Origin of the sequence: Campylobacter sp. S4:11 (genome assembly GCF_024723695.1) — a bacterium.
Taxonomy (GTDB): Bacteria; Campylobacterota; Campylobacteria; order Campylobacterales; family Campylobacteraceae; genus Campylobacter_D; species Campylobacter_D jejuni_C.
On record NZ_JANQDC010000019.1, the window covers coordinates 1 to 24,978 of the forward strand.

At 31.6% G+C, this 24,978-nt stretch carries 22 protein-coding genes and 5 tRNA genes; 5 read left to right on the top strand and 22 right to left on the bottom strand.

What is annotated here, in order from left to right; translation table 11 throughout:
- Positions 1-243: 243 nt before the first annotated feature.
- A complete protein-coding gene (gene modB / locus CAMP5053_RS06740) occupies positions 244-921 on the bottom strand; it encodes a molybdate ABC transporter permease subunit (protein WP_337217540.1) in 678 nt (225 codons plus the stop codon).
- Between the two features lie 35 nt (positions 922-956).
- On the bottom strand, positions 957-2,162 hold the full coding sequence (locus tag CAMP5053_RS06745; RefSeq protein ID WP_214100633.1) for a saccharopine dehydrogenase family protein: 1,206 nt from the start codon (positions 2,160-2,162) through the stop codon (positions 957-959).
- A gap of 143 nt (positions 2,163-2,305) precedes the next feature.
- Here CAMP5053_RS06745 and putP point away from each other — a divergent pair, with 143 nt between their 5' ends.
- The 4 genes from putP (at position 2,306) to CAMP5053_RS06765 (ending at position 6,762) form a co-directional block, all read left to right on the top strand.
- A complete protein-coding gene (putP, locus tag CAMP5053_RS06750; RefSeq protein ID WP_087700300.1) occupies positions 2,306-3,784 on the top strand; it encodes a sodium/proline symporter PutP in 1,479 nt (492 codons plus the stop codon).
- Positions 3,785-4,765: a putative transporter gene (locus CAMP5053_RS06755; protein ID WP_039668130.1), complete on the top strand. Its 981-nt coding sequence runs from the start codon at positions 3,785-3,787 to the stop codon at positions 4,763-4,765.
- A gap of 79 nt (positions 4,766-4,844) precedes the next feature.
- Positions 4,845-6,215: a hemolysin family protein gene (locus CAMP5053_RS06760; RefSeq protein ID WP_337217541.1), complete on the top strand. Its 1,371-nt coding sequence runs from the start codon at positions 4,845-4,847 to the stop codon at positions 6,213-6,215.
- Between the two features lie 64 nt (positions 6,216-6,279).
- Entirely contained in the window at positions 6,280-6,762 is a 483-nt protein-coding gene (locus CAMP5053_RS06765) for a pyridoxamine 5'-phosphate oxidase family protein (RefSeq protein WP_337217542.1), read from the top strand.
- 32 nt (positions 6,763-6,794) lie between these two features.
- Here CAMP5053_RS06765 and fusA read toward each other — a convergent pair whose 3' ends face one another.
- The 20 genes from fusA to CAMP5053_RS06855 all read right to left on the bottom strand — a co-directional run bounded on the left by fusA (position 6,795) and on the right by CAMP5053_RS06855 (position 24,260).
- On the bottom strand, positions 6,795-8,870 hold the full coding sequence (gene fusA / locus CAMP5053_RS06770; protein WP_263677914.1) for an elongation factor G: 2,076 nt from the start codon (positions 8,868-8,870) through the stop codon (positions 6,795-6,797).
- A gap of 12 nt (positions 8,871-8,882) precedes the next feature.
- On the bottom strand, positions 8,883-9,353 hold the full coding sequence (gene rpsG / locus CAMP5053_RS06775; protein WP_012661188.1) for a 30S ribosomal protein S7: 471 nt from the start codon (positions 9,351-9,353) through the stop codon (positions 8,883-8,885).
- Between the two features lie 67 nt (positions 9,354-9,420).
- Positions 9,421-9,804 carry a 30S ribosomal protein S12 gene (gene rpsL, locus CAMP5053_RS06780; RefSeq protein ID WP_012661187.1) on the bottom strand — a complete coding sequence of 128 codons (384 nt, stop codon included), beginning with the start codon at positions 9,802-9,804 and terminating at the stop codon, positions 9,421-9,423.
- Between the two features lie 62 nt (positions 9,805-9,866).
- Positions 9,867-10,007 (bottom strand): hypothetical protein, encoded by a 141-nt coding sequence (locus CAMP5053_RS08665; protein ID WP_141085245.1) that lies wholly within the window; start codon positions 10,005-10,007, stop codon positions 9,867-9,869.
- A 200-nt stretch (positions 10,008-10,207) separates the two neighbouring features.
- Positions 10,208-10,306, bottom strand: a complete 99-nt coding sequence (locus CAMP5053_RS08670; protein ID WP_412175586.1) for a CatA-like O-acetyltransferase — start codon at positions 10,304-10,306, stop codon at positions 10,208-10,210.
- A 159-nt stretch (positions 10,307-10,465) separates the two neighbouring features.
- Complete coding sequence (rpoC, locus tag CAMP5053_RS06785; RefSeq protein WP_087700294.1) at positions 10,466-15,019, bottom strand: DNA-directed RNA polymerase subunit beta'; 4,554 nt, start codon at positions 15,017-15,019, stop codon at positions 10,466-10,468.
- The gene (rpoB, locus tag CAMP5053_RS06790) at positions 15,012-19,145 is read right to left on the bottom strand and encodes a DNA-directed RNA polymerase subunit beta (protein ID WP_087700306.1); all 4,134 of its coding nucleotides are present in this window, start codon (positions 19,143-19,145) and stop codon (positions 15,012-15,014) included. Before rpoB ends, rpoC begins: the two co-directional genes overlap by 8 nt.
- A 97-nt stretch (positions 19,146-19,242) precedes the next feature.
- Entirely contained in the window at positions 19,243-19,620 is a 378-nt protein-coding gene (gene rplL, locus CAMP5053_RS06795) for a 50S ribosomal protein L7/L12 (RefSeq protein WP_012661184.1), read from the bottom strand.
- 20 nt (positions 19,621-19,640) lie between these two features.
- On the bottom strand, positions 19,641-20,120 hold the full coding sequence (gene rplJ / locus CAMP5053_RS06800) for a 50S ribosomal protein L10 (RefSeq protein ID WP_039617749.1): 480 nt from the start codon (positions 20,118-20,120) through the stop codon (positions 19,641-19,643).
- A 154-nt stretch (positions 20,121-20,274) separates the two neighbouring features.
- The gene (rplA, locus tag CAMP5053_RS06805) at positions 20,275-20,976 is read right to left on the bottom strand and encodes a 50S ribosomal protein L1 (protein ID WP_039617747.1); all 702 of its coding nucleotides are present in this window, start codon (positions 20,974-20,976) and stop codon (positions 20,275-20,277) included.
- A 64-nt stretch (positions 20,977-21,040) separates the two neighbouring features.
- On the bottom strand, positions 21,041-21,466 hold the full coding sequence (rplK, locus tag CAMP5053_RS06810; protein WP_066006840.1) for a 50S ribosomal protein L11: 426 nt from the start codon (positions 21,464-21,466) through the stop codon (positions 21,041-21,043).
- 27 nt (positions 21,467-21,493) lie between these two features.
- Positions 21,494-22,027 (bottom strand): transcription termination/antitermination protein NusG, encoded by a 534-nt coding sequence (gene nusG, locus CAMP5053_RS06815; RefSeq protein ID WP_087684660.1) that lies wholly within the window; start codon positions 22,025-22,027, stop codon positions 21,494-21,496.
- Position 22,028: 1 nt separating this feature from the next.
- Positions 22,029-22,211, bottom strand: coding sequence for a preprotein translocase subunit SecE (gene secE / locus CAMP5053_RS06820; RefSeq protein WP_039617745.1), 183 nt, complete (start codon positions 22,209-22,211; stop codon positions 22,029-22,031).
- 16 nt (positions 22,212-22,227) lie between these two features.
- Positions 22,228-22,303, bottom strand: a tRNA-Trp gene (locus CAMP5053_RS06825).
- Between the two features lie 21 nt (positions 22,304-22,324).
- A complete protein-coding gene (gene rpmG / locus CAMP5053_RS06830) occupies positions 22,325-22,483 on the bottom strand; it encodes a 50S ribosomal protein L33 (RefSeq protein ID WP_039617743.1) in 159 nt (52 codons plus the stop codon).
- 39 nt (positions 22,484-22,522) lie between these two features.
- Positions 22,523-23,722: an elongation factor Tu gene (gene tuf, locus CAMP5053_RS06835; protein WP_039617742.1), complete on the bottom strand. Its 1,200-nt coding sequence runs from the start codon at positions 23,720-23,722 to the stop codon at positions 22,523-22,525.
- Between the two features lie 65 nt (positions 23,723-23,787).
- A tRNA-Thr gene (locus CAMP5053_RS06840) sits at positions 23,788-23,862 on the bottom strand.
- Positions 23,863-23,967: 105 nt separating this feature from the next.
- A tRNA-Gly gene (locus CAMP5053_RS06845) sits at positions 23,968-24,044 on the bottom strand.
- A gap of 7 nt (positions 24,045-24,051) precedes the next feature.
- A tRNA-Tyr gene (locus CAMP5053_RS06850) sits at positions 24,052-24,137 on the bottom strand.
- Positions 24,138-24,184: 47 nt separating this feature from the next.
- Positions 24,185-24,260, bottom strand: a tRNA-Thr gene (locus CAMP5053_RS06855).
- Between the two features lie 92 nt (positions 24,261-24,352).
- On the opposite strand from CAMP5053_RS06855, the gene CAMP5053_RS06860 reads away from it, so the two are divergent.
- On the top strand, positions 24,353-24,978 hold a 626-nt coding region (locus CAMP5053_RS06860), incomplete at its 3' end, for a YaaA family protein (protein WP_337217543.1).

Sequence of the window (24,978 nt, forward strand, 5' to 3'; positions counted from 1 at the left end):
GGAGGCTGCGAATATTTGCTTATAACATGTAGTAGAGTTTTTAGTAAAAATGAAAATAAGTTATTATAAAAAATGTGGGAATTTTGTGTCAAATATAAAGAAAATAATATTTTAAATATAGATAATAAATAAGAAAGTAAAAGAAAAAACAAATAATTAAAGATAAAATATGATTAGATAAATTTATGATCAAAATATATGAAAACAATAATATTGATTATATTGTAAGATAATATAAATATATTATCTTTTTTGTTTATTAAGAAGATTCACACTTAGTAAAACAATAAAACTAAAAATTAAAAGTATGAGACTATAAATATGAGCTGTGGCAAAATCTAAATTTTCCATACTTTCATATATAGCAATACTAGCCACTTTTGTTTCTCCGCTTAAAGAACCACCTATCATTAATACTATACCAAACTCACCCATAGTATGTGCAAAACTTATTACCAAAGCACTGAGTATAGCTGGTTTGATACTAGGTAAGATTACTCTAAAAAGCGTAATGAAAGAATTTTTTCCCAAAGAAAAACTAGCCTCTATAATATTTTTAGAAATCATAGACATTGCATTATATAAAGGATTAAACATAAAAGGTAAAGAATAAATACAACTTGCTATCACCAAACCTTCAAAGGTAAAAGCTAAGGTGATATTAAAGTGTTTTTCTAAAAATTCTCCAAAAAAAGAGTATTTTGAAAATAAAATCAATAAGTAAAAACCAACAACAGATGGTGGTAAAACCAAAGGTAAGGTTATTATAGTTTCTAGAATTTTTTTTGCTCTAAATTGCTTAAAAGTAAAAACCCAAGCAAGGGGTATGCAAAAACAAAACAAAATTATACAAGTAATAATAGAAAGTTTTATGGAAACTAAAAAAGGCATCCAATCTATACTTAATAATAATTGCGTCATTATAAAACTTTCTCAAGTCAAAAAAAGACTTGAGATTATTTTCCTAAATTTGGCTCCATTTCTATAATTTTCCAAGGAAGCCCTTGGGTATTTAACTCATCCATGAAAGGTTTGGCGTCAAATTCTTCCATGTTAAACACACCCTTTCCTTGCCAAATTCCTTTAGCAATTAGCTTTGTTCCTATCATTGCAGGAACTCCAGTAGTATAACTCACAGCTTGCGCTCCGGTTTCTTTAAAGCATTCTTCGTGATTGCAAACATTGTAAATATAAACTTGTCTATCTTTTCCATTCTTTACACCACGAATCACACAACCTATATTAGTATAACCTTTGGTGCGAGGGCCTAAACTAGCAGGATCAGGAAGTAAGGTTTTTAAAAATTCTATTGGTATTATTTCTTTACCTTGATGCATAATAGGTTTAATACCCAGCATACCAACATTTTCAAGACATTTCATATGAGTTAAATAACTTTGTCCAAAAGTCATAAAAAATCTTATTCTTTTTAAACCTTTGATATTTTTTACTAAACTTTCAAGCTCTTCATGATAAAGTAAATAACTATCTTTTACCCCTACTTCAGGATAATCCCACTCCATTTTTATTTCCATAGGATCAGTTTCTATCCATTTGCCATTTTCCCAGTAACGACCTTTAGCAGAAACTTCTCTTAAGTTAATCTCAGGGTTAAAATTAGTTGCAAAGGCATAGCCATGATCTCCAGCATTACAATCTAATATATCTATATAATGAATTTCATCAAACAAATTTTGCTGTGCATAAGCGCAAAATACATTAGTAACACCTGGATCAAATCCACTACCCAAAAGTCCTAAAATTCCTGCTTGTTTAAACTTATCATTTCTTGCCCATTGTTCTTTATATTCAAATTTAGCTAAATCAGGATGTTCATAGTTTGCAGTATCTACATAGTGGATATTAGTTTGAATACACGCATCCATTAAAGTAAGATCTTGATAAGGTAAAGCTACATTTAATAAAATTTCAGCTCCTGTTTTTTTGATAAGTTCTACAACAGCAGCGGTGTCATCTGCGTCTATTTGCTCAGTTTGAATTTCTACACCTAAACGCTCTTTTATAAAAGTTGCTATTTCATCACATTTACTTTTAGTTCTACTTGCTAGAGTTATTTTACTAAAAACATCACTATTCATTGCGCATTTTACAGTCGCAACACGGCTTACACCACCTGCTCCTATAATCAAAAGATTTTTCATTTATTTTCCTCAAATTTTTTAGAAAATTGTAACAAAAAAACTTTATAAAGCATTGAAATAAAAAAACAAAAAATAATTTTTATAATGTTTTTTTAAAATAAAACAAGTAAAATGATAATTTTTTAAATTTTTTAAGGACACTTATGAATTTACAAAGTGTGGAACTTTCTTATCCTATTGTTATTACTTTTATTACTTATGCATTTTTAATGCTTTTTATAGGTTTTTATTTTTACAAAAAAAATCAAAACAGTAAAGATTATTTTGTTGGTAATGCCTCCATGGGGCCGGTAATATCTGCCTTAAGTGCAGGTGCTTCTGACATGAGTAGTTGGCTTTTAATGGCTTTTCCTGGTGCTTTATATGCAGCTGGTTTAGGACAAATTTATATAGCCATAGGCTTAAGTTTTGGTATGTTTTTAAACTGGACCTTTGTTGCTAAAAGATTAAAGATTTTTTCTCAAATAGCTAAAGAATGTATTACAATTCCTGATTTTTTCGAAAGTCGCTTTCATGATGATAGGCATATTTTAAGAAGCATTTGTGCGGTAGTTATTTTAGTATTTTTTACTATTTACATTAGTGCTGGATTAGTAAGTGGTGCTAAGCTTTTTGAAAGTGTATTTAATTTACCTTATATTTTTGCCTTAAGCATTGGATTTTTAGTTATTGTTTTATATACTTTTTTAGGTGGCTATAAAGCCGTATGTTGGACTGATATGATACAAGGACTTTTAATGATGAGTTCATTAATTATCATTCCTTTTGTGATGATTTTTGAACTTGGTGGCTTTGGCGAAGCCTTTTCTACTATAAATGATGTAAAGCCCCAAGCCTTTGGTTTAGATGGTGGTGGTTGGTTGGTCGTAGTATCAACCCTAGCATGGGGGCTTGGTTATTTTGGTCAACCTCATATTTTAATCCGCTTTATTTCTATAAAAAATATAAAAGAAATTCCTACTGCAACTTTTATAGGCATAACTTGGATGGTAATTTCTTTATTTGGTGCTGCTATGATAGGATTTTTAGGTATTGCTTATATAGCCAAATTTAATCTTACTTTAAATGACCCTGAAAGAATATTTATTGTAATGTCTCAAGTGCTTTTTAATCCTTGGGTGGCAGGAATTTTACTCAGTGCGATTTTAGCAGCTATAATGAGTACTGCGAGTTCTCAACTACTAGTGTGTGCTTCTAGCTTGGTGCAAGATTTTTATACACAAATCTTAAAAAGAAAAACAAACGATAAAAATATTACTTTATTATCACGTCTAGGTGTTTTAGCTGTTGCTTGCATAGCTTTTATACTTTCACTTGATACTCAAAGTCAAATTTTAAGTATAGTTTCTTATGCTTGGGCTGGTTTTGGCGCTAGTTTTGGAAGTGTTATTTTATTTTCTTTATTTTATAAAAATATGAGTAAAGAAGGTGCTATAGCTGGAATGGTTAGTGGGGCTTTAACTGTTATATTTTATAAACATTTTGGTTCAAATTTTATAGCAATTTATGAAATCATCCCCGGATTTTTAGTTGCAAGTTGTTTTATTGTGATTTTTAGTATAATTTTTAAAGCAAAAAAACATACAATAAAACACTATGAAAAAATGTTAAAAGAAATTTAAATGTTTAAATCTTTTTTTTATTCAAAAAAATGGGCATTGTGGGCTTATTTAGGTTTGTTTTTTTTGCTAGCTTCTTTACTCGCTCAAACTTCCATTAATGTTGCAATAAATGAATGGTATAAAGAATTTTATGATGTTTTACAAGATGCAAAAAATCACAGCATAGATGACTTTTATCATTTTATTAAACAGTTTTTATATTTAGCATTGCCTTATGTATTAATTGCTACTATCACACAATATTTTGGAAGTATTTATGCCTTTAAATGGCGCGAAGCTATGACTTTTGATTATATTAAATTTTGGCAAAAAAAAGATGACAATATAGAAGGTAGCTCACAGAGAATTCAAGAAGATATTTATAATTTTTCAAAAATCATAGAAAGCTTGGGGTTAGCTTTTGTCAAAGCAATTATGACCTTAATTGCTTTTGTGCCTATCTTATGGATGTTAAGCGCGCATGTTAATTTACCTATTTTAAAAGATATTAATGGTTCTTTGGTATGGATTGCATTTTTGGTTTCTTTAGGAGGTCTTGTTATATCATGGTTTGTAGGTATCAAATTACCTGGACTTGAATATAACAATCAAAAAGCCGAAGCCGCTTTTAGAAAAGAACTTGTTTTTGCTGAAGATGATAGAAAAAATTATGCAAGCGATGAAAGTATTTTAAGTTTATTTACTGGGCTTAAAATCAATTATAAAAGATTATTTTTACATTATGGGTATTTTAATATATGGCTTTATTTGTTTGAGCAAATCATGGTTATAGTGCCTTTTTTAATCATGGCTCCAAGCCTGTTTTTAGGACTTATACAACTTGGGATTATCATACAAGTTGGCAATGCTTTTGATCAAGTTAGATCTTCGTTTAGTATTTTTATTACCAACTGGACAACTATCACACAGTTGCGTAGCATTTATAAACGTTTAGATGAATTTGAAAAAAATATTGAATATAGAAAACATAAATTAATTTAAAATATATCATTATATTTTAAGCTAATTTTATAGTTTTGATTTGATATAATTTTGCAAAAATTTTATTAAAGGAGTTTTTTTGGACCCCAGTCAATCTTTAGACTTAAATCAAACATTACCCGCTGTTGCCTCGATTGATGTAGGCTATTCTACTTTTATGATTCTTGTTGCATTAGCTTTAGTGCTTTTAAATGGATTTTTTGTTTTATCTGAATTTGCTATTGTTAAAGTACGTAGATCAAAACTTGAAGAAATGGTAAAAGAAAAAAAACGTAATGCAAAAAAAGCTTTAGAGGTAACTTCAAAACTAGATACTTATTTAAGTGCTTGCCAACTTGGTATTACGCTAAGCTCTCTTGCTCTTGGTTGGATAGGTGAACCTGCTATTGCTAAAATTCTTGAAGTTCCTTTGGCAAATTTAGGCTTAGCTCCAGCATTAATTCATACCATAGCATTTGTTATTGCTTTTGCTATTATCACATTGTTGCATGTTGTATTAGGTGAATTAGTTCCAAAAAGCGTTGCTATCGCTATTGCAGATAAAGCTGTTTTATGGGTTGCAAGACCATTGCATTTATTTTGGTTACTTTTCTTACCTTTTATCAAAACATTTGACTTTTTAGCTGCAATTTCTTTAAAAGTTATAGGTATTAAACCTGCTAAAGAACATGAATTAAGCCACTCTGAAGAAGAAATTAAATTTATTGCAAGTGAAAGCCAAAAAGGTGGAGTTTTAGATGAGTTTGAAACTGAAATCATACGCAATGCAGTTGATTTTTCAGATACAGTAGCAAAAGAAATCATGACACCTAGAAAAGATATGATATGTCTTAACAAACAAAAAAGCTATGAAGAAAATATGCAAATAGTTTGTCAGTATAAACACACACGCTTTCCATACATAGATGGTTCTAAAGATATCATTTTGGGTATGGTACACATTAGAGACATTATGCAAAATGAACTTAGCAAAGATAAGAAAAATTTAGATGATTTTCTAATCAAAATGATCTTAGTTCCGGAAAATATTAGTATATCTAAAGTTCTTTTCATGATGAATAAAGAACAAGTACACACAGCATTAGTAGTAGATGAATATGGTGGCACAGCCGGTCTTTTAACTATGGAAGATATTATGGAAGAAATCGTTGGAGATATTAACGATGAACATGATGATTCTAGTCCACATTTTAAAAAACTTGCAGAAAACATCTATGAATTTCAAGGAAGGTATGAAATTAGCGAAGTGGAAGAAATGCTTGATATACGCTTTAATGATGAACTAGAACAAGTCACTATAGGTGGGTATGTTTTCAATCTTTTAGGACGCTTACCAGTTGTTGGAGATAGAATAGAAGATGAATTCTGCTACTATGAAGTCAAAAAGATGGATGGAAATAGTATAGAACGCATTAAAGTTGTACGCAAAAATACTGATGAAGAAGAGTGATAAACTCTTCTTTTTACTCTCATATAACTCTTAATCTTATTCATTTTAACTACAAGGAAAATATATGCAATTACATGATGAAATTAATCAATTTATGCAAGAATACAAAAGCATTATGATATCTTCTTTAAATTTAAACAATCAAACAATATGCTCATACGCACCTATTATAAAAATTAAAAATGACTTTTATATTTATATTAGTGAAATTGCCGAACACTTTGAAGGAGTAAAATACAATAATCAAAACATAGAAATTATGTTTATAGAAGATGAAAAAGATTGCATATCAATCTTTACAAGAAAAAGGCTTAAATTTAGAGTAGAGAGTGTAGAAATAACAAGAGATAATCAGCTATTTGAACAAGTATTAAATACTTATGAAAATGAAAACAATAAAGAAATAATCCAAGTCATTAAAAATATGCAAGATTTTCATTTATTTCAACTTATACTGAAAAATGGAAGATATGTTAAAGGTTTTGGAAAAGCATATGAAATCAATGAAGGAATAATTAATTTAATTAATTCAAAAGGACATAAATAATTCAAGATGAGCAATAAGCTCATCTTGATAGATTAACCATTTCTTTTTTTGATAATTTCTTCAGAAACGTTTTTTGGAACTTCATCATAGTGATCAAATTCCATAGAATAAGTAGCACGACCTTGAGTTTGACTTCTAAGATCAGTTGAGTAACCAAACATCTCAGCTAAAGGACAAAATGCTGTAATAATTTTATTACCACCTCTTTCATCCATTGAATTTACTTGACCACGACGTTTATTTAAATCACCAATAACATCACCCATGTATTCTTCTGGAGTTTCAACTTCAACTTTCATCATAGGTTCTAAGATTACTGCACCTGCTTTTCTAGCACCTTCTTTAAAACCCATAGAAGCTGCAAGTTTAAATGCCATTTCAGAAGAATCCACTTCGTGGTAACTTCCATCATAAACAGTTACTTTAACATCTTCAACAGGATACCCTGCTAAAACACCGTTTTGTAATGCTTCTTGAACACCTTTATCAACCGCTGGAATATACTCTTTTGGAATTACACCACCTTTGATATCATTTACAAATTCATATCCACTACCTGGCTCAAGTGGCTCAAGTCTTAAGAATACATGACCATATTGTCCACGACCACCTGATTGTTTAGCGTATTTATATTCTTGCTCAACTGTTTTTCTAATAGTTTCGCGGTAAGCAACTTGAGGTTGACCTACTTCTGCTTCAACTTTAAACTCACGAAGCATTCTATCAACGATAATTTCTAAGTGAAGCTCACCCATACCTGAGATGATAGTTTGACCACTTTCTTCATCTGTTGAAACTCTAAAGCTTGGATCTTCTTGAGCTAATTTATTTAAAGCAATAGACATTTTTTCTTGATCTGCTTTTGTTTTAGGCTCAACAGCAACTGAAATAACAGGATCTGGAAAGTCCATTCTCTCTAAAATAACCTTATCTTTTTCACTTGCTAAAGTATCACCAGTTAGCGTGTCTTTGAGGCCAACGACTGCTCCAATTTCTCCTGCATATAAAGTTTTAATCTCTTCTCTTTTATTAGAGTGCATTTTCAAAAGACGACCGATTCTTTCTTTTTTATCTTTTGTTGAGTTGTATGCATAAGAACCGCTTTCTAAACTTCCTCTATACACACGAACGAAGGTTAATTGCCCAACAAAAGGGTCAGTCATAATTTTAAATGCAAGACCTGCAAATTCACCATCATCAGTTGATTTTACAGAAACTTCTGTGCCATCTTCGTATTCACCTTTGATATTAGCAACTTCATCAGGAGCTGGTAAATAAGCAACAACAGCATCAAGCAATGGTTGAACACCTTTGTTTTTAAAAGCCGTACCGCAAAGCATAGGAACCATAGAAAGACTTAAACATCCTGCTTTAATACCTGCTTTGATTTCTTCTTGAGTAAGCTCTTCACCGCCTAGGTATTTTTCCATTAACTCATCGCTTGTTTCAGAAACTGCTTCTATCATTTTTGTACGATATTCTTCAGCCTTTTCTTTAAGTTCAGCTGGAATTTCTTTTTCTACATAATCAGTTGGTTTATTTTCATCTTCCCATACCAAAGCCTTCATAGCGATAAGATCAATCACACCTTTGAAGTTATCTTCAGCACCGATTGGAATTTGAAGTGGAACTGGATTACCTTTTAAGCGATTTTTAATTTGTTCTTCAACATTAAAGAAATTTGCACCAATTCTATCCATTTTATTTACAAAAACAATTCTAGGAACACCGTATTTATTAGCTTGCCTCCAAACAGTTTCTGATTGTGGCTGAACTCCACCTACTGAGCAAAATACTGCAACAGCACCATCTAAAACACGCATTGATCTTTCAACTTCGATTGTAAAGTCAACGTGGCCTGGAGTGTCTATAAGGTTGATTTGGTGATTTTTCCAAAAACAAGTTGTAGCAGCAGAAGTAATTGTAATACCTCTTTCTTTTTCTTGCTCCATCCAGTCCATTGTAGCTGCACCATCGTGCACCTCACCAATTTTATGACTCATACCTGTAAAGAAAAGAATTCTTTCACTAGTAGTTGTTTTACCTGCATCAATATGAGCTGCGATACCTATATTTCTAACTCTTTTTAAAGGAGTACTTCTTGACATATTTTACTCCTCTTACCAGCGATAATGAGCAAATGCTTTATTAGCTTCTGCCATTTTATAAGTATCTTCTTTCTTCTTAAATGAAGCACCTTTACTATTAGCTGCATCTAGTAATTCAGCTGCTAATTTTTCAATCATAGTTCTTTCACTTCTTTTTCTAGCAAAAGAAATAATCCATCTTATAGCTAAAGCTTGTTGTCTAGCTGGGCGTACTTCTACTGGCACTTGATAAGTAGCACCACCAACACGACGAGATTTAACTTCTAATAAAGGCTTAATATTTTCAATAGCATCATTAAAAATTTCTATGCCTTTTTTCTCTCCACCTTTTTTATCAATAGCTTCTAAAGCACCATACATAATAGTAGTAGCTGTGCTTTTTTTACCATCATACATTAAAGAATTAATGAATTTTGTGATTACTTTGTTTCCATAAATCGGATCTGGCAAGACTTCTCTTACCGGAGCTTTTCTTCTTCTCATAATTTTCCTTCAAATTTATAATTTTACTCAAACAAAATCAAATCTAACGGATTTGTCTGCAATCTTATTACTTAGCTGCTGCTTTAGGGCGTTTTGCACCATATTTAGAACGAGAAACAGTTCTTTTTGCAACACCTGCAGTATCTAAGGCACCACGAACAATGTGGTACTTAACACCTGGTAAGTCTTTTACCCTACCACCACGCACTAAAACAATGCTGTGTTCTTGTAGGTTGTGACCTTCACCACCGATATAACTAATAACTTCAAAGCCACTTGTAAGTCTTACTTTGGCAACTTTTCTTAACGCTGAGTTTGGTTTTTTAGGAGTTGTTGTATAAACCCTAGTACAAACTCCCCTTCTTTGTGGGCAATTTTTAAGCGCTGGTGATTTAGATTTTTCTAAAACTTTTTTGCGCTCTTTTCTAACCAATTGATTTATGGTTGGCACAGTAATTCCTTTCATTAATAAAATAATAAACTTTAGATAATATCTAAAGTTTACTTATAAAATTATAAACTATTAAGGTTTTCTTGGAGTTTTTCTAAAAACAAATGAATGCGATAAGCATCATTAGTGACATGATTAACATTAATACCAAAAGGAATGAGAAATTTTTTATTTTCTTTTATAATTTTTCCTCTTGTTGTAATAGGAAAGAAATATTAAAAGATTATCTATAAATTCCTTTAAAAACATACTTTTATTGTTTTTTATTAATTGTTTATTCTCTTCATATAAAGATAAAAAATAATTTATTTTTATAGAAAATCTAAAGAACAAAAAAGTCTTAGAGTCCTTATAACATAGTATAAGAAAGATGGATAGTATCATAATATATTAGTTGTTTATTTTAATCTAAACTAAATTTAAAATTATCAAAAGCATTTATACTTTTACTAATAGTATGAATAAAACAAGGATAGAATTTATAAATTATTGTTTTTAACAAAATAGCAAAAAGAATTAATATTTAATTTAACTCAAGCAAACAAGAAATATTTTGAGTATAAAAATTAAAATGTTCTTTTCTTTTATATTGTTCTAAATCAATTATTTTAAACATAAATACTTTAAAAAAAATCCTAGCAAAATTGCTAGGATTAAAAAATTAATTTTGTTGCTTAAGCTTTAAATTTTGATCCCCATAAAGACCTGTTCCAACAGGAATCATACGACCTAAGATGACATTTTCTTTTAGATCTTCAAGGTAATCAAATTTACCTGCAATACTTGCTTCTGTTAAAACTTTTGTTGTTTCTTGGAATGAAGCAGCCGAAATTACACTATCACTTCCAATAGCTGCTCTTGTAACCCCAAGCAATACAGGCTCAGCCACAGCAGGTTCACCACCATATCTTAAAATTCTTTCATTTTCTTCTCTGAATTTTCTTCTTGAAACCAAATCACCTACAATAAAGTTTGTATGACCACTATCAACAATTTTTACTTGTCTTAGCATTTGTGATACAATAATTTCAATATGCTTATCAGAAATCACAACACCTTGACCACGATAAACTTGCTGAATTTCAGAAATAAGATAATAATGCAATGCTTTTTCACCTAAAATTCTAAGCACATCATGACTTGAAATAACCCCATCAGTTAATTTCTCACCTGCATGAATAAATTCACCATCTCTTACCTGAATGCGTTTTGATTTATCAATCAAATACTCCGCACTACTTCCATCTTCTGCTTGGATGATAATTCTTTCTTTTGATCTTAAAGGTTTATCAAATCTAACAACCCCGTCAATCTCAGCCACAACAGCAGTGTTTTTCGGCTTTCTTGCTTCAAACAATTCAGATACCCTTGGAAGACCTCCAGTAATATCTTTTGACTTAGCTGCTGCCTTTGGAGTTTTAGCTAAGATATCAGCTTGTTTAACCTTATCGCCATCATTTACATAAATAACAGTTTTTGGTTCAAGTTGATAACGTACTACTTTATCATTTTTGCCTATGATTAATAATGCAGGACGCACTCCACTTGGTAAATACTCATTAATAACAAGCGATCTTTTACCAGTTGCTTCATCAATTTGCTCATCAGCACTATAACCTGACTCAATATCTTCAAAATTAATTGTACCTGCAACTTCTGCGATTACAGTATTATTATACGCATCCCATTCAGCAATGATAGTTTTATCTTCTTTGCTTGATTTTGCTATGATGGTTTTAGGATTATCTACAAAAGCACTATCGTCAAATTCAATCACAGATTCTCTTGGTATATAATGTCTTTTTGCTTCTCTATCATTTTCATCAGCAATAACAACAAAAACACCTTTTTCTTTAACCACATCGCCTTTTTTGAGATTTCTAATTCTATCTAAACCATCCCCTTTAAGCATATAAAACTTCAAAGTACCTTTTGCACCAGCTATAATATCTTGAGTGATAGGATCTCCATCTTTTACTAGCAATTCACTCGCATAAGGAATACGATTTGGTATATTCCAACCTTCTTTGATTACTTCTACAATACTTTCATTTTCAGCTACTTCATCACCATCACTATATGGAATATATAATTTACCTTCGATATTACCACTTACACCTGCAAGCTCATTAGCTTTAGCTAAGTCATATTTTCTTAATATAAATTTAGCTTCATTATTTTTTGCTTTAACGCTAACAACCACATCTTCATACGCATGTTCAATATGGATAGTTCCCTTAAATGGAGCTTTTATTTTTGGCTCAACAAGTAAAATAGCAGCATTGCGGTGATTAGCCACTATAGTTTTACCTTGTCTATCTTCATAGGTATTAAGGTTATAAAATCTTACAAAACCTTCTTTGTGTGCTACTACTTGGCGATCTTGTAAATCTGTACTAGCAGTACCACCACTGTGGAAAGTTCTTAGTGTAAGCTGCGTTCCTGGCTCGCCGATTGATTGAGCAGATATAATACCTACAGCCTCACCTGGCTTAACTAATTTGCCCTCACCTAGGTTAATACCATAGCATTTAGAACATACACCTTTTTTAGCTTTACAAGTAATAGGAGTTCTAATACTTACACTCTTTACGCCACTTTCAACAATAATTCTAGCCTTTTCCTCATCTACTAAAGTACCTTCTGAGAATAAAATTTCATTAGTAATAGAATCAATAATATTCTCAGCTAAAACTCTTCCTAAAATTCTTTCTTCTAAGGTTTCAATTACAACACCATCTGCAGTGATTTCATTAATCTCAACACCCTCATGTGCACCGCAATCTTCCATTGTAACTTTTACATTTTGCGCAACATCAATAAGCTTTCTTGTCAAATAACCTGCATTTGCTGTTTTTAACGCTGTATCTGCAAGACCTTTTCTAGCACCGTGAGTTGAAATGAAATATTCAAGAACGTTTAGTCCTTCACGGAAGTTTGAAATAATCGGTGTTTCAATAATAGAACCATCAGGTTTAGCCATAAGACCCCTCATCGCAGCAAGCTGTGAAATTTGAGCTGCTGAACCCCTAGCACCAGAATCTGCCATCATATAAATAGAGTTAAACCCTTCTTTGTCTTTTTTAATTAACTCCATCATATCTTTTGATAAGACATTATTAGTACTTTTCCAAATATCAATAATCTTATTATATCTTTCGCCTGAAGTAATCAAACCTAAATTATATGAATTTTGGATTTCTCTTACTTGTTTTTTAGCTTCTTCTATACTTTTTTGCTTTTGATCAGGCACAATAATATCAGCAATTGAAATAGAAATACCCGCTTTTGTTGCATATTCAAAACCAAGATCTTTTAATTTATCTAAAAAGCTAGCACTTACTTCAAGGCCACCTTCTTTATATACATAATCAACCAAAGCCGCAATATCTTTTTTCTTCATGACTTTATTCCACATATTTTCAGGAACAAAATCAGGTAAGATAGACTTAATAATCAATCTACCTGCAGTTGTTGTGATTTTTCTACCATCAACCACACTTCTAATACTTGCATGAATATCTAAAGATTTTGCTTCTAGGGCAATCATAACCTCTTCAATACCTGTACAAATTTTATGCTCACCTTTAGCACCATCTTTTTCTAAAGATAGATAATAAATCCCCAAAACCATATCTTGAGAAGGCACAGTCACAGAACGACCACTTGCTGGAAGCAAGATATTCATAGATGAGAGCATTAATACTTTACATTCAGCTATTGCTTCTTGAGATAAAGGCACATGCACAGCCATTTGGTCCCCGTCAAAGTCAGCATTAAACGCTGCACATACTAATGGATGAAGTTGAATTGCCTTGCCCTCTACAAGCACAGGATGGAAAGCTTGGATGGAAAGCTTATGCAAGGTTGGAGCACGGTTAAGCATTACAGGATGACCTTTAACAACCTCTTCTAAACACTCCCAAACTTCGTTGGTTTTATTTTCTATCATTTTTTTAGCTTGTTTTACAGTGGTAGCATAACCTTTTTCTTCAAGCTTAGCTAATAAATGTGGCTTAAATAATTCTAAAGCCATTTTTTTAGGTAAACCACATTGATCCATTCTAAGTTTTGGCCCAACAACAATAACGCTACGACCTGAAAAATCCACCCTTTTACCAAGTAGATTTTGTCTAAAACGACCTTGTTTACCTTTGATAATTTCACTTAAAGATTTTAATGGACGTTTATTTGCACCTTTAACCGCATTTGCTCTTCTACCATTATCAAATAAAGCATCAACTGCTTCTTGTAGCATTCTTTTTTCATTTCTAATGATAATTTCAGGCGCATCAAGCTCCATAAGTCTTTTTAAACGCGTATTTCTATTGATAACTCTTCTGTATAAATCATTCACATCAGAAACTGCAAATTTTCCACCATCTAAAGCAACCAAAGGTCTTAAATCAGGTGGTAATACAGGTAAATTTGTAATCATCATCCACTCAGGACGATTAGGTACCACTTCATCAATATTTGTATTGCTATTTAAATTACTATTTAAGAAATTTTCTACCACTTTTAAGCGTTTAATGATAGTTTTTTTCTTTGCTTCTGAATTAGTTGCTGCAATATCTTCTTTTAATTTATTTAAAAGCTCAACAAGATCTAAATTTGCTAGTAAATCTCTAACAACTTCGCCACCCATTCTAGCTCTAAATCCACTACTTTCATAGCGTTGCATTAAATTTAAATACTGCTCTTCATTCAATACATCGCAAAATTCAACTTTTTTAGTATTTTCATTATCATAGTATGCATCACCTGGATTTTCTACTATATATGCTTCATAATACAATACGCGCTCTAAATCTTTCATCTTTACACCAAGTAAAGTACCGATACGACTTGGTAATGAATTTACATACCAAATATGAGCTACTGGTGTAACTAATTCAATATGCCCCATTCTTGAACGACGTACTTTAGAACTAGTAACTTCAACACCACATTTTTCACACTTAATCCCTTTAAAGCGCATTTTTTTATACTTACCACAAAGACATTCATAATCTCTTACTGGTCCAAAAATTTTAGCACAAAAAAGCCCGTCTCTTTCAGGCTTTAAAGTTCTATAATTAATCGTTTCTGGTTTTTTTACTTCCCCATAAGACCATGATTTGATTTTTTCAGGACTTGCAAGTCTTAATTGAAAAGCTTCAAAGTCTCTAGGTCTGCCATCTTCTTTTATTTCGATAGGTTTAAATTTACTCATTATTCTCATCCTTATCAAAAATCTCAACATCTAAAGCAAGAGATTTTAATTCATTTGTAAGTACAAAGAATGTTTCTGGAATACCTGTTGCTGGAACATTCTCACCTTTTGTTAAAGCTTTATAAGCACTAAATCTACCTTCAACATCATCAGATTTTATGGTTAACATTTCTCTTAAAGTATGAGCTGCTCCATAAGCTTCAAGAGCCCAAACCTCCATCTCACCAAATCTTTGTCCACCAAATAACGCTTTACCACCAACTGGTTGTTGTGTTACAAGACTATAAGGTCCTGTGCTTCTTGCGTGAACTTTTTCATCTACTAAGTGGTGTAGTTTAAGCATATACATACACCCAACATGCACACGCTCTGCCATTTTTTCACCAGTTCTTCCATCATAAAGTTCACTTTTTCCATCCATAGCTATTTTAGCCATTTCAAAAAGCTTGCCAAATTCTTCAACCGTTACACCTTCAAATACAGGAGTAGCAAATTTTACTCCTTTAGCCCAATCTCTAGCATAAGAAATAAGTTGCTCATCATTTAAAGTTTGCACAAATTTCTTTTCTAGCTCAAGTCTAGATACACTACAAATTTCAAGAATTTTTTCACGTAATTCTTTTACAAAATCTTTTTGTTTTCTATCAAAAATTTCTTGAATTTGATCACCTAGTCTCATACCAACAATTCCCAAGTGACTTTCAAGAATTTGTCCTATATTCATACGGCTTGGAACCCCTAGAGGATTTAAAGCTATATCAATAGGTCTTCCATCAGGTAAATATGGCATATCCACTTCTGGAACGATATTAGAAACAATACCTTTATTTCCATGGCGCCCTGCCATTTTATCTCCAACTTTTAATTTTCTCTTGGTTGCAATATAAACTTTAACAAGTTTTACTACTCCACTTGGTAAAATATCATCTTTTTCTAAAATTTCTAATTTTTCATCATGCTCAGATTTAAGTTTTTTCTTCTCATTTTGGAAGTGATTTTTTAAATCATCGTATTCTTTTTGCACATCTTTAGAATAAGCTTTTACTAAAGAATTTAATGCAAAACGATTAATTTTTTCTAGTTCTGTAATTTCTATTTTAGAACCTTTTTTATACTTAACACCATTTATTTCTTCATCTGAATTTAAAGGCGACTTAGAAAGCAAAGAACAAACTCTTAAAGTTTCTTCTCTATCCATCATTAAAAGTCTATCATGGTGTTCTTTTTCAAGGTTTAATTTTTCATCATCATAAGCTTTTATAGCACGTGCATCTTTTTCATAACCTTTTTTAGTAAAGATTTTTACATCTACAACAACACCTTCTAATGAAGCAGTTGCATATAAAGATTTATTTACAACATGTCCTGCTTTTTCACCAAAAATGGCTCTTAATAATCTTTCTTCAGGTGTAGGTTTTACCTCTCCCTTAGGTGAAACCTTACCTACCAAAATCATACCAGGTTTGATATGAGTTCCTATTTTAGCAATACCACTCTCATCAAGATGTGCCAGATCCTCTTCTTTTACATTTGGAATATCTTTTGTAATTTCTTCTACGCCATCTTTAAGTTCTCTAGCCTCTACTTCTTTTTCATAAATATGAACACTAGTAAAAGTATCTTCGCGTAAAATTTTCTCACTAATTACAATAGCATCTTCATAGTTATACCCATGCCATGGCATAAATGCGATTAAGGCATTTTTACCAATAGCAAGTTCACCTTGATCCATACTTGGACCATCTGCAATGATTTGACCTGCTTGAACAAATTCGCCTTTTTTCACAATCGGATGTTGGGTAAAAGTTGTATTTTGGTTAGTTCTTAAATTTTTTTCCATTTTATAATGATCAATAAATGGTCCATTTTCGTCTTCACCCAAAATGAAAATATTTTTATTATCAACTTTTTCTACAATCCCCGCTCTTTTAGCTTTAATAGCTTCCCAAGCATCGCGTGCAATGATTTTTTCCATACCAGTACCCACTATAGGTGCTTGTGCAGTTAGTAAAGGCACTGCTTGACGTTGCATGTTTGAACCCATCAAAGCTCTGTTTGCATCATCATGCTCTAAGAATGGGATTAAAGATGCCGCAACCCCTACTATCATACCTGAACAAAGGTCAATCAAATGCACTTCTTCTCTTCTTGCTAAGATAGTTTCACCATCTTGTCTTGCTTCAACAAATTCTTCAACAATATTGCCTTTTTCATCAATTTTAGTTGAAGCCGCTGCAATCACTAAACCTTCTTCTTGAGTAGCGGTTAAATAAATAATTTCATTGCTTACTTTACCATTTTCTACTTTCTTATAAGGTGCTTCAACAAAACCCAAATCATTTACTTTAGCATAAGTTGAAAGTGTATTAATCAAACCGATATTTTGACCTTCTGGAGTTTCAACAGGACAAATTCTTCCATAATGCGTTGCATGGACATCACGCACTTCAAAACCTGCTCTTTCTTTTACTAAACCACCCTCACCAAGTGCAGATAAACGACGCTTGTGAGTTACTTCACTCAATGGGTTTGTTTGATCCATAAATTGAGATAATTGACCACCGGTAAAAAATTCCATAATTGTTACAGTAATTGTTTTAGGATTGATCAAATCATAAGGCATTACTTTATCAATATCTGCATTTAAAGCCGTAAATTTATCTCTAATAGATTTTTGCATTTTAGCAAGACCTACATGAAGTTCATTAGCTAAAAGCTCTCCAATTGATCTAATACGGCGATTACCTAAATGGTCTCTATCATCAATATGCCCTCTACCATTTTTTACTTTAATTAAATATTTTGCAGTTTTTACTATGTCTTCATTAGTTAAAACTGTAACATATTCAGGTGTGTCTAAACCTAATTTATGGTTCATTTTCATACGACCGACTTTTGTTAGATCATATCTTTCAGGATTAAAAAATAAATCATTCACAAAAGCTTTTGCAGCATCTTTTACTACAGGCTCACCTGGTCTCATCACTTTATAAATTCTAATAGCTGCTAAATCGTTTTCATCTTCTATATTTTCTGTTTGTTTTAATAACTTTAAAGTTTCATTATCTTGAATAAAAGAATTAATAATAGCAGCATCTACTCCATTAGCTAAATCGTTTGCAATATCAAACTGTTTTTCTTCTTTGATTTTTGCTAGTTTTCCTTCATCTAATAGTGTTAAAGAATCATATAAAACTTCACCGGTTTCTTTATTAATGATAGGATTAGCTAAATATCTATTTGTTAAAATTTCAACTGGATATTCAACCCATTTAACACCATCTTTTACAAGCTGTTCAGCCTTTTTCTTTGTCATTCTTTTACCAGCTTGATGAATTACATTACCTTTTTCATCTTTTAAATCATATTCAACTCTATCTAAAAAGTCATTTGGATTAAATTCGGTTAAGAATTTATCTTTTTTTACATGAATAGTTTGTATAGGGTAGAATAATTTTATAATATCTTGTTTTTTATAACCAAGCGCTCTAAATAAAATTGTAATAGGCACTTTTCTTCTTTTATTGATACGCACATAAAGTACATCTTTAGCATCATATTCAAAATAAAGCCAAGAACCACGATCTGGTATAATTTGAGCTGTATATACTAATTTATTTGCAACAGTAGAACTTTCTTCTTCTTTGAAAATAACACCTGGACTTCTATGAAGTTGATTAACTACAACCCTTTCTACTCCATTGATAATAAAAGAAATTCTATCTGTCATTAAAGGAATTTCTCTAATATAAATTTCTTGTTCTTTAATATCTTTTATACCAATTTTTTCACCCGTTTTTTCATCTTTTTCATGTAAAGTTAAACGGATTTTCATTTTTAAATTTACAGAATAAGTCAAACCTCTTTCCATGCACTCTCTAATAGTGTATTTAGGCTTACCTACTTCACTACTTACATATTCTAAACTTAATCTATTTTGCGGATCATGGATTGGAAAGATAGATTTAAATACTTTTTCAATTCCGCTTTCTGAATTTTTTGCATCTAAATTTAAAAAATAATCAAAACTCTTTTTTTGTAATTGTAATAAATTTGGAATGTCTATTTGTTGTGGAACATTCGAGAAGTCTATTCTTAAACGATTTCCTGATTGTGAATTTAACATATTATTATACCCCATGGTAAAAGTATTGAAAGAAAGAATCCTTAATTAAAGGAAAACAAGAAAGGATATACAATCCTTTCTTTTAAAAAACAAAAAATTATTTAAGCTCAACCTTAGCGCCAGCTTCTTCAAGTTGTTTTTTAGCTTCTTCAGCTTCAGCTTTGCTAACACCTTCTTTAAGAACTGATGGAGTTTGTTCAACTGCATCTTTTGCTTCTTTTAATCCAAGACCAGTTAAAGCACGAACAACTTTAATTACGTTAATTTTTTTATCACCGCCATCTTGCAATACGATATCAAATTCAGTTTTTTCTTCAGCAGCACCGCCAGCAGCACCTGCAACAGCAGCACCTGCAACCATAACTGGAGCAGCAGAAACACCAAATTTTTCTTCAAATTCTTTTACTAATTCTGAAAGCTCAAGAACACTTAGGTTAGAAATAAATTCTAATACATCTTCTTTAGTAATTGCCATTTTTTATCCTTTTTATAATTTTATTCAGCTTCTTTTTTTTCTTTTAATGCATTTAATCCAATTGTAAAATTGGTGATTGGTGCATTCCAAACTTGCAAAAGCATAGCAAGTAATTCATTGCGAGAAGGCATTTTAGCTAAAGCTTTAACTTTATCTACAGAAGCAACTTCGCCTTCGATAAATGCAGTTTTGATCTCAAATGCTTGATTAGCTTCGCTAAATTTATCAGCAACTTTTGAAACATTTAATTGGTCTTCACCCCAAAGATAAATATTAGTATCTTTAAGTTCCATTCCATCTTTGCCGGCATTTTTAAGAGCAATACTTGCTAAAGTATTTTTAATAATTTGAACTTTAACATCCATTTCTCTCGCATTATTTCTTAACTCTTCAAGTTTTTTAGTGTTTAAACCCTTATAGTTACAAACTACAACAGCTTCACTAGCTTTAAAACCTTCTTCAAGTTTAGAAACAAGTTCAACTTTTTGGCTTTTAGTCATCTTTACTCCTTTCCGACCGGTGATTTCAAGCAGAGCAGAAAATCTAATTAAGTCCTAGGACCTCGGCTATCTCCAATCTAAGATAAAAATTAGATAAAATAAAAGTTATTATCTTATCTAATTTTTATTAATGAGAGTAAAACTCTCATTAATTTTATTTTGTATCAAGTAATTCTTGAGTATCAAGAGAAAGAGAAGGGCTCATAGTTAAAGAAAGACTAGCATTTTTAATATATCTTCCTTTTGCAGCAGCTGGTTTGTGTTTATTAATAGCTTTTACAAATGCTGTCATATTTTCTTTTAACTGCTCTTGAGTAAAGCTTACTTTACCCAAACCTGCATGGATATTTCCTTGTTTATCAACACGAAAGTTAACTTGACCGTTTTTAGCATTATTCACAGCTTGTGCAACATCCATTGTCACAGTACCTGTTTTAGGATTTGGCATTAACCCTTTAGGTCCTAAAATACGACCTACTTTACCAACTAAACCCATCAAATTTGGAGTAGCAATTAAAACATCAAAATTCATATTTCCTTTTTGAATTTCTTCTACCAAATCATCACTACCAACTATATCAGCACCTGCATTTTTTGCCTCATCAGCTTTTGCATCTTTTGCTATAACAGCAACACGTACTTTTTTACCTGTACCACAAGGCAAAACTACACTACCTCTTACCATCTGATCTGCATGTCTTGGATCAACATTCAATTTTAAAGCAATTTCAACTGTTTCATCAAATTTAGCAGAAGCAAGAGTTTTAACCGTGCTTATTGCTTCATCCATTAAGTAATTTTTATTTGAATCAATTTTTTTTAATAATTCTGTAAATCTTTTAGTATTTTTAGACATTAATTTTTCTCCGCATTTTATATAAAGTGCTACCGCCTTTTTAAACTCTTGGCGGTAAAGAGTATTAATCTATGATTTCGACACCCATAGAACGAGCAGAACCCATAATAATCTTAGCAGCTTGTTCTCTATCTTTTGTGTTCATATCAGCTATTTTTTTATCAACAATTTCTAAAACCTGTGCTTTAGTTAATTTACCTACTTTGTTTTTTAAAGGATTATCCGCACCTTTAGAAATACCTGCAGCTTTTTTGATTAAATCTGTAGCTGGTGGTTGTTTTGTAATAAATGTAAAGCTTTTATCTGCATAAACAGTAATAACAACTGGAATATTAAAACCAGCCATATCTTTTGTTCTTTCATTAAATGCTTTACAAAATTCCATAATATTAACACCTTGTTGACCTAAAGCAGGACCAACTGGAGGTGATGGATTAGCCTTAGTAGCAGCTATTTGTAATTTTATTTCTCCTACGACTTTTTTAGCCATAACCTTTCTCCTTTACTTGCTATATTATCAAACTATTTTTTCAACTTGAGAGTATAAGATCTCTACTGGAGTTGATCTACCAAATATTGAAACATTTAGCTTTAAAACTCCTCTAACCATATCATATTCCTCTACAATACCAACAAAGTTTGCAAAAGGACCTTCGGTTATTCTTACACTTTCTTCTTTATCAAATGAAATTTTAGGTTTAGGTGCTGCTTTATTTTTCACCTTTTCTAAAATAAGATTGATATCTTTTTCACTTAATGGGGTTGGTTTTTTACTTTCCCCTATAAAACGACCAACTTTTGGCAAAGATTGAATTTTATGCCAAAGTTCTGTTGATAAGTCAATATTGGCAAATACATAGCCTGAATATAAACTTCTTTCGCTTATTTTTTCTTTACCATTTTTAAATTCGATCACATCTTCAGTTGGAACAATCACTTCTAGCAATTGCTCTTGAATTCCATGATCTCTAACTAAATTTTCTATGGCTCTTTTTACAGCCATTTCACTACCTGCATAAGTTTGAATTGCATACCATTTATGATTCATTATTTTATCCTATAATCTTAGATAATGAAAATGACATAATCAAGTCAACTAATGCTAAAAATAATGAAACAACAGTAACAACTACAAAAACTGTAATATAAGCATTTCTAACTTGCTCTTTTAAAGGCCAAATAACTTTTGATAATTCGGCTTTTGACAATTTAAAATAAGTTATTAGTTTTTCCATATTTTACCTTATTTTGTGGCAGGGCAAGAGGGATTCGAACCCCCAACCATCGGATTTGGAATCCGGCGCTCTACCGTTGGAGCTATTGCCCTAAGGGCTTTTATATAAAAGCCTTAACTTTTTAATTTAACTTCTTTATGAACTGTATGTTTTTTTAATCTTGGGCAATATTTTTTTAATTCTAATTTTTCAGTTGTATTTTTACTATTTTTAAAAGTACTGTAATTAATATCACCGCACTCTTCACATTTCAAGCCAACTTTAATTCTCATTTTTATTCCTTAAAAAGCGAGATAAAATCTCGCTTATGATTATTTAATAATTTTAGATACAACACCTGAACCAACAGTACGGCCACCTTCACGGATAGCAAAACGAGTACCTTCTTCAAGTGCAACTGGTGCAATAAGACTTACAGTAATTCTAACATTCTCACCTGGCATAACCATTTCAACGCCTTCTGCAAGTTGGATAGAACCAGTAACATCTGTTGTTCTTACATAGAACTGTGGTCTATAGTTATTAAAGAATGGAGTGTGACGACCACCTTCATCTTTATTTAAAATATAAACTTCTGCTTCAAAGTCAGTATGTGGAGTAATTGATTTTGGCTTAGCAAGAACCATACCACGAAGAACATCTTCTTTTTTAGTACCACGTAGAAGAACACCTACGTTATCACCTGCTTCACCTTGATCCATTTCTTTTCTAAACATTTCAACACCAGTTACTGTAGTGCTTTGTGTTTCTCTAATACCAACGATTTCAATAGTGTCACCAACTTTAACAACACCTTTTTCAATTCTACCAGTAACAACTGTACCACGACCTGAAATTGAGAATACGTCTTCAATTGGCATTAAGAAATCTTTATCTGTATCACGAGCTGGAGTTGGGATATACTCATCAACTGCTGCCATAAGATCTAGGATTTTTTTAGACCATTCACCATCTTGTCCAGCTTTTGCTTCTTCAAGAGCTTGTAAAGCAGAACCTGAAATAATTGGAGTGTCATCTCCTGGGAAGTCATAAGAACTTAATAATTCTCTAATTTCCATTTCAACTAGTTCTAATAATTCAGCATCATCAACCATATCAGCTTTGTTCATGAAAACAACGATATATGGTACACCTACTTGACGAGAAAGTAAGATGTGCTCTCTAGTTTGTGGCATTGGGCCATCTGCAGCAGAAACAACAAGAATAGCACCATCCATTTGAGCAGCACCAGTAATCATGTTTTTAACATAGTCAGCGTGGCCTGGGCAGTCTACGTGAGCATAGTGACGATTTTCTGTTTCATACTCAATGTGAGAAGTTGCAATAGTAATACCACGCTCTTTTTCTTCGGGAGCATTGTCGATATTATCATAATCTTTAAGCTCAGCCAAACCTCTTCTTGAAAGAACAGCAGAGATAGCAGCTGTTAAAGTAGTTTTACCGTGGTCAACGTGACCAATAGTACCAATATTTACGTGAGGCTTATTACGTGAAAATTTTTCTTTAGCCATCTTTTTCCTCCATATAAAATTTACAAACAAATACTAATTTATGTTTTATAATCTTTTGAAATCAATGGAGCTCATAGCGGGACTTGAACCCGCGACCTCTCCCTTACCAAGGGAGTGCTCTACCTCTGAGCCATACGAGCGCTCAGAAAAATTAAAAACATAAATTATAAAATTTTGGAAATTGAAACTGCTAGAAATTCTGAATTTAAAAAACAGCTCCCAGTTTCACTCTACCAAAATTAGGTTGGAGCGGGAAACGGGACTCGAACCCGCGACCCTCAGCTTGGAAGGCTGATGCTCTAGCCAACTGAGCTACTCCCGCAAAGCAATGGTGGTGAGTCGTGGATTCGAACCACGGAAGGCGAAAGCCAGCAGATTTACAGTCTGCCCTCGTTGGCCACTTGAGTAACTCACCATGAATAAAAATGCTTTTTATTTCTGGTCAAACACTGCTATTAACAATGGAGCTGGTTAAGGGACTTGAACCCCCGACCTGCTGCTTACAAGGCAGCTGCTCTACCAACTGAGCTAAACCAGCAAAAAATAAAGTTGAATTATAATGTAATTTTGAATTAATGTCAAGTGTTTTAAATAATTTTGTATAATTTTTAAAAAAATAAAGGATTGAATATGAAAATTTTATTTTCACCTAGCGAAGGCAAAAATAAAACAAGCATGCAAACTTGTATAAATGAAAACTCTTTTGTTTTTATTAATTTATATAGTAAAAGATTAGAAGTGCTTGCAAAATATAAAAATCATATAAAACAATGCAATGAAGGCGAACTCGAAAAGTTTTTTGGTATAAAAGATAAAAATGAAATGCAAGAATTAATTCAAGATATTTTAACAAAAGATACAATTAAAGCTATCCAAAGATACAATGGAGTTGCTTTTGATTTTTTAGACTATGAAAATTTAAGTGAGATTTCAAAAAAATACATAGATGAGAATGTTTTGATATTTTCTAATCTTTTTGGTCCTATTTTAGCAAAAGATTTAATACCTTATTATAAATTAAAACAAGGAGAGAAAATTAAGAATTTTAATATAGAAAAATTTTATAAAGATAATTTTTCTAATGAAGTTGATAAATTTTTAGAAAATGAATTGATAATTGATCTTAGAGCTAAATTTTATGAAAAATTTTACACCATTAAGCAACCCTTTATTACTCTCACTTTTTTAAAAAATTCCAAAACTTTAAGTCATTTTGCAAAGGCTTATAGGGGTAAAATACTAAGAGTATTAGCAAG

Bases quoted from the DNA above. Each gene is read 5' to 3' on its own strand.
- rpoC (WP_087700294.1), bottom strand. From the start codon at position 15,019: ATGAGTAAATTTAAACCTATCGAAATAAAAGAAGATGGCAGACCTAGA.
- modB (WP_337217540.1), bottom strand. From the start codon at position 921: ATGACGCAATTATTATTAAGTATAGATTGGATGCCTTTTTTAGTTTCC.
- CAMP5053_RS06745 (WP_214100633.1), bottom strand. From the start codon at position 2,162: ATGAAAAATCTTTTGATTATAGGAGCAGGTGGTGTAAGCCGTGTTGCG.
- fusA (WP_263677914.1), bottom strand. From the start codon at position 8,870: ATGTCAAGAAGTACTCCTTTAAAAAGAGTTAGAAATATAGGTATCGCA.
- rpmG (WP_039617743.1), bottom strand. From the start codon at position 22,483: ATGAGAATTAAAGTTGGCTTGAAATGTGAAGAGTGCGGTGATATTAAT.
- rpsG (WP_012661188.1), bottom strand. From the start codon at position 9,353: ATGAGAAGAAGAAAAGCTCCGGTAAGAGAAGTCTTGCCAGATCCGATT.
- CAMP5053_RS06755 (WP_039668130.1), top strand. From the start codon at position 3,785: ATGTTTAAATCTTTTTTTTATTCAAAAAAATGGGCATTGTGGGCTTAT.
- rplJ (WP_039617749.1), bottom strand. From the start codon at position 20,120: ATGACTAAAAGCCAAAAAGTTGAACTTGTTTCTAAACTTGAAGAAGGT.
- tuf (WP_039617742.1), bottom strand. From the start codon at position 23,722: ATGGCTAAAGAAAAATTTTCACGTAATAAGCCTCACGTAAATATTGGT.
- rplK (WP_066006840.1), bottom strand. From the start codon at position 21,466: ATGGCTAAAAAAGTCGTAGGAGAAATAAAATTACAAATAGCTGCTACT.
- rpoB (WP_087700306.1), bottom strand. From the start codon at position 19,145: ATGTTAAATTCACAATCAGGAAATCGTTTAAGAATAGACTTCTCGAAT.
- rplA (WP_039617747.1), bottom strand. From the start codon at position 20,976: ATGTCTAAAAATACTAAAAGATTTACAGAATTATTAAAAAAAATTGAT.
- rplL (WP_012661184.1), bottom strand. From the start codon at position 19,620: ATGGCAATTACTAAAGAAGATGTATTAGAATTTATTTCTAACCTAAGT.
- CAMP5053_RS06765 (WP_337217542.1), top strand. From the start codon at position 6,280: ATGCAATTACATGATGAAATTAATCAATTTATGCAAGAATACAAAAGC.
- secE (WP_039617745.1), bottom strand. From the start codon at position 22,211: ATGGAAAAACTAATAACTTATTTTAAATTGTCAAAAGCCGAATTATCA.
- putP (WP_087700300.1), top strand. From the start codon at position 2,306: ATGAATTTACAAAGTGTGGAACTTTCTTATCCTATTGTTATTACTTTT.